The organism is Microcystis sp. M53598_WE2, assembly GCF_030067735.1.
GTDB classification, from domain to species: Bacteria; Cyanobacteriota; Cyanobacteriia; order Cyanobacteriales; family Microcystaceae; genus Microcystis; species Microcystis aeruginosa.
In genome coordinates this window covers 1-5131 of the sequence record NZ_JASJFE010000316.1, presented here as the reverse complement: position 1 = coordinate 5131, position 5131 = coordinate 1, and the positions used below count along the sequence as shown (strand labels likewise).

The 5131-nt window shown below is 44.9% G+C and carries 6 protein-coding genes; 1 reads left to right on the top strand and 5 read right to left on the bottom strand.

The features are described 5' to 3' along the window. Positions 1–190 precede the first annotated feature (190 nt). Positions 191–811 carry a hypothetical protein gene (locus PX636_RS06895; protein ID WP_002796853.1) on the top strand — a complete coding sequence of 207 codons (621 nt, stop codon included), beginning with the start codon at positions 191–193 and terminating at the stop codon, positions 809–811. A gap of 51 nt (positions 812–862) precedes the next feature. On the opposite strand, the gene PX636_RS06890 is transcribed toward PX636_RS06895, so the two are convergent. The 5 genes from PX636_RS06890 to petP form a co-directional block, all read right to left on the bottom strand. Next, a complete protein-coding gene (locus PX636_RS06890; RefSeq protein WP_002742489.1) occupies positions 863–1033 on the bottom strand; it encodes a CAB/ELIP/HLIP family chlorophyll-binding protein in 171 nt (56 codons plus the stop codon). A gap of 88 nt (positions 1034–1121) precedes the next feature. After that, complete coding sequence (locus PX636_RS06885) at positions 1122–1850, bottom strand: Bax inhibitor-1/YccA family protein (RefSeq protein ID WP_002796854.1); 729 nt, start codon at positions 1848–1850, stop codon at positions 1122–1124. Positions 1851–2218: 368 nt separating this feature from the next. Continuing rightward, positions 2219–3199: a chlorophyll synthase ChlG gene (gene chlG, locus PX636_RS06880; RefSeq protein ID WP_002796856.1), complete on the bottom strand. Its 981-nt coding sequence runs from the start codon at positions 3197–3199 to the stop codon at positions 2219–2221. Positions 3200–3205: 6 nt separating this feature from the next. Next, entirely contained in the window at positions 3206–4282 is a 1077-nt protein-coding gene (locus PX636_RS06875; protein WP_288116572.1) for a Get3/ArsA fold putative tail anchor-mediating ATPase NosAFP, read from the bottom strand. Positions 4283–4304: 22 nt separating this feature from the next. Then, a complete protein-coding gene (gene petP / locus PX636_RS06870; protein ID WP_173351108.1) occupies positions 4305–4496 on the bottom strand; it encodes a cytochrome b6f subunit PetP in 192 nt (63 codons plus the stop codon). Positions 4497–5131 lie beyond the last annotated feature (635 nt).

Sequence of the window (5131 nt, the reverse complement as noted above, 5' to 3'; positions counted from 1 at the left end):
TAGATTTATTCAGCAAACCCCAATTAATTTCCTAAACCTTGACGAGGAATTCTGTAAACTTCGATCAAAAGCCGCGTAAATTCTGTATTTTCTCTGGAAGTCTTAGATATAGCTTTTAAAATTGTGATCGTAGCGGTAGGCTAATTCAGATCAATTAAAATTCTTCCTCACTCCCGACTTTGTTAGTACCATGAAACCTAACTCTGGCCGTAAACGGTTATTATCCCTGATATCTGCCGTTTCTTGTAGTTCCCTCTTGATTTTATCCCCTCTAGCCCAGAGAGCGCAAGCAGACGATATTACGGATGCCCTAGAAGCGGTAATTGAATATACGGCTCAATTACACCAGATCAATTTTAAGTATTTGTTAAGCGATGGCCCGATAACCACTCCCTGCGGTGTAATTTCCCTAGCGGCTTTCTGCACTGTAGATAATACAGTCTATGTCAATCTCAAGCAAGTTACTGGTATTAGCGATAATCCTTTATTTCCCCTTTATGCCGTCGCTCACGAGGCCGCTCACGCTGTTCAGTGGAATCGGGGTATTGGTGGCATCGATGAAGGTGGGATGAGCATCGGCATTGAATTACAGGCCGATTGTCTAGCGGGAGATACCCTTTCTTGGTTATTTACCGAAGCTAGAGGTTTATCCAAACAGGATTATATAATAGCGGGAAAACTTCTAGCGGAAGCCGCTTCGGAAGTGGGCGATTTTGAAGCTCCTAATCGCTCCCACGGGACACCGCAACAGCGAGGTGATTCGGTCTTGCAAGGATTCTACGGGGAAAATCATGAAGCTTGTATGCGTTAACTAACACTCAAGGCTGTATTTCCCCTAGAATGCCTAAAAAAGCTTAAAAAACTACTGTAACCCTAACCAAGATAACAGACCTTGGCCAGTTAGATACTCGATCAACAGGGTGATCACAAAACCAATCATAGCAGCCCTACCGTTGAGGCGCTCGGCATAGTCATTAAAGCCAAATTTGGGATCTTCTAATTTGGGGGTTTGAGTCGGTTGTGGTTCAGTCATAATCTTTACAGGCTGTTTACATTTCTTTACCATTCTAGCGGAGTTAGAAGTTAGGTTGTAACTAATTTCTAACTCCTCTCTATTTGCCCTAATCTCGACCGTTAAGAGCGATTAAAAGGCGCAGAATAAAGATAAATAGGTTGATATAGGTCAAATACATCGATAAAGCAGCACTAAGATACTGTTCATCTCTGTAGGTACGGGGCAAGATGTAAAAGTCCACCACTGCCGAGCCGGCAAACAAGAAAACCCCGATGCCAGAAATGGCGATTTCTAACCAGGTGGGAGTAGCACCACCAAAGATAGAGAAAATTAGCTGACCAATGATAACAATAAATAGAGCGAGAATACCGATGCTAACGGTTTGAGTCAGGGCTAAACCATCTTTTTCCGACAGATTCGAGCCGATATTCCGTCCCAACACAAAAGCAATGCCGCAACCGAGGGCAGCAATTGCTACTCCTCGCAAACCGACACCGGAAGTACCTAAGGCCACATAGACGATTCCACTGAGAGTATAGCCAGAAAGAAGGCTATAGAGAGTCAGTAGGGGCAGAGCAGTGCCTGTATTGCCTCTTTCGGCAGTATTACGGGCGACAAAAAATAAAATAATCTCGGCAACCAGGGCGACAAAGAAAGTCGGGAAGAAAATCTGGGGATAGGATTGGATCACACCTAAACCGCCATAGGTTCCCACCGCAGTCAAAATTAGACCGCCACCGAGATAGGGCAGGGCCTTGGGGATAACATTGGGGCCGATAAGAGCTTGGCTTTTAGCCTCGCGTAAAGCTTGACGAAAGTTACTGGTATTACTCATGGTTACTAGGATTCGAGATACTTGTCTCAATCAATCTTGTTAAACAGAAACTATTCTTGATTAGTTCGTCAAGAATGCCGAATCGCAGGGAAGAAAAAAAAGTAATTTTTCCCCCAGCATCGATTCCCTCTTGATTGTAACGAAAAGACTGGTGATCGAGCTAAGTAGGTAGGTATTAAAAATTGTCAGATACCCTCCTTATCAAGGCGGGATCGGCACCCCCCTTATCAAGGGGGGATTAAGGGGGGATCGAACCGAAAATCCATTTTCACCCCCCTTGACCGCTCAAGTTACCGTAAACAGAAGCCCGATTCAAGGCGATAATGTCCCGTAAACTGAATATTTCCTGTTTTTACTAACTACAATCTTCAGAGTATCCCCTGACCTAAAGCCAAACCTGTCACCAACATTCCTAACACTAGAAAAGGCTGGGCGCTGGCTTGATATTTGACATCATTTTTGAGCGGATCCCGCAGAAAATACATATCTTGGAAAGTGATCTGAGGGATAATTAATAACAGTAAAATAGCGGCATAAAGATTCTGATGAATACTAATCAGATAACCCGCAATTCCTGCTTGAAAAACATCGATCATAATCACGCAAATCCAAGCCGAGGTGGTAATTCCAAACATAACTGGCAATGATTTTAAGCCTAATTTTTCGTCACCTTCCACACTTTTAAAGTCGTTAACTACAGCAATGCCTAAACCCGCCAGACTATAGATGAGGGTTAGGATCATAATTGTCCAATTTAACTGACCAAAAAGGGCGTGACCAGCCCACCAAGGTAATGCTATATAACTAGCACCGAGGGCATAATTTCCCAGCCAACCATTTTGTTTTAATTTTAAAGGTGGCGCTGAATAAATATAGGCGATAAAAGAACCAAATAGGGTTAAACAGAGCATGATCGGGAAATCATGACCGGCCCAGCGATCGAGAAGATAGGCTATTCCTAACCCACCCGCTAATAAAACCAAAATCTGGCCGACTACTTGCGGAATAGAAATTGCCCCCGAAGGAATCGGGCGATAGGGTTCATTAATTGCATCGATTTCTCGATCGTAAAAATCATTTAAAGTTTGGGTATAACCAGTCATCAATGGACCGGAAAGTAACATACAGGTGGCCGCTTTTAAGACATCTTCTAAAGACCAAGTATAATTCCCCGATGAAGCAGCCCCACAGACAACCCCCCAAATCAGGGGAATCCAAGTGATCGGCTTCATCAATTGTAAGCGGATTTTCCAGAGGGAGGTTTCTGCCGATGAGGCCCCTTTCATGCCCAATAATTGGCGAGTTTTGGCCGCTCGATCGTCCTTGTTTTCTATCTCGGTGTTCGACATAATCCCTTAAAAAGAAATAATTAAGTAACCGTCTTGGAATTTTGCCCCTTTTACCGCTCGTCCGGTTAGAGGCGGTGGTACATCAATATTACGCCGTTGATCTCCCGCTTCGATGGTTAATTCTGGACCCGATTGCGTCAGTTTTACCTGTTTTTTCTCGAATCCGGGTAAATAAACCTTGACCTGACCGGCTGCCGGATCGATTATTAACGGTTTGGGCGGCTGCACCGTGAGAAAATTGGGTAACTCGGCGATTAACTCCTGCCAATCTTCTCCTTGACGGTCGGGTAAAATCGCAGCCGGCAGCGGGGCAAAATCCTCCGTGGCACTCTGACAGCGATTAAAAATCACTCCCCCCACATTTAAACCGATTTGCTGCGCCGCACCCCAAAGATATTTGGCATCTGCGATCGCAAGTGGATCATCATTGGTGACTAGATAGGCTAAAACTCGCCGAGGATCGGCTAAAGCCGAGCGCCCCTCGTCTAAAATGTTATTATCGGCCTTCTTCCCCAAACCATCGGGATTAAAGGAGAAATTCAGCACGGCAGCGGCAATCGGTTGGAAAAAGGGAGAAAGGGTGCGACCAATCTCGGAATCACTGAAAACCTGCCGAAAACGCCGTAAATACCAGCCACCTACCTCTGGAATCCCCAACATTCTCAGACTGTTGATATCTCCGCTGCCGTCGTAGATGATGACATCGTAATTTCCGCTTTTATCCTGTTCCCGCAGGAATTTTAAAGCTAGAGCTTGGTCCATACCGGGTAAGATGCCCAACTCTTGACCATAAACATTTTTCAAGGTGGGAGAACGCAAATACTGCTTTTCTAATTCCTTGACTTCTTCCCAACTTTTTTCTAGTAACTGTGTACTACTAAGCTGCACAACCGAGAGATTGGGGGCAATTTCCGTAATGGAGGAGCTAGGGGAGGCCTTGAGGAGTAATCCCCAAGCAGGGCCGGAATCTTGACCGATCAAGAGAACTTTTGACCCCAGACCAGCCATTTTCTTCGCCGAAGCGATCGCTATCGTACTGCGACCGCTGCCCCCCTTGCCCAAAAAGGTCAAAATTAAGGACATGGTTAATTCCTAAGCGTTGTATTTAGATGAGTTTGAGTTCATCCTCAAAAAACCAAGTAGCGGTCTTATCATCGAACTGGACAACAGCACCAATACCGCTGCCATCGGTCATCTTAAAATTTTTGATGACACCCACTTTACCCAATTTACCCGCTACATCCGAGTTAACGCGGTCTCTTAAGCGACAGACCTTGACTTTTTGCCCGATTTCCATTACTTCCACAGTTTTAATAAGACGATAATTCAACAAACCAATCCTAAGTTTAATTTGACATCCTCACCGCCGTAAACGAGCGGTGATTCCTCACCACGCCACCTTTTTAAGATGGTCGCTGAATGGGGTTGACGCTTCACAGGATGCCGCTACCTTAGCGGTAGTCTTATGCCTTCCTCCACGTCCGTTTAAAGTCTCCGAATGTCCTCCGGCGACCAATACTTTTTTGGGTTTGTACATACCGACCCGCGGTACGTTTTGCCTCTAGCATGGAGTTCCCAGCGGCCGTCAGCTTCCCCTTACTCATCGTCAACCCTTTGCAGGAATTTCAACCTAGTATGTTTATTCGGTCGTATCTATGATAGGGCGGGTTTTTTAGACCAGTAAGATTTTAACACAAAGCCGCCCTAAAAGGACGGGGTTTTCAACCCAAATTTTCGATAAACCCCCCAATGACCGAAGATCATTGGTCTTTCTAAGCTCCTCTGCACTCAGCGATCATATATACTAGGACATGGAACAAAATCAACCTCTTGGTTAGGATAGGCAATAGGCAATAGGCAATAGGCAAAAGGTAGTTAGATATGTGTAATTAATTTTGCTTAGGTACTTAATTAAAGTTATCGTTCAGCAAT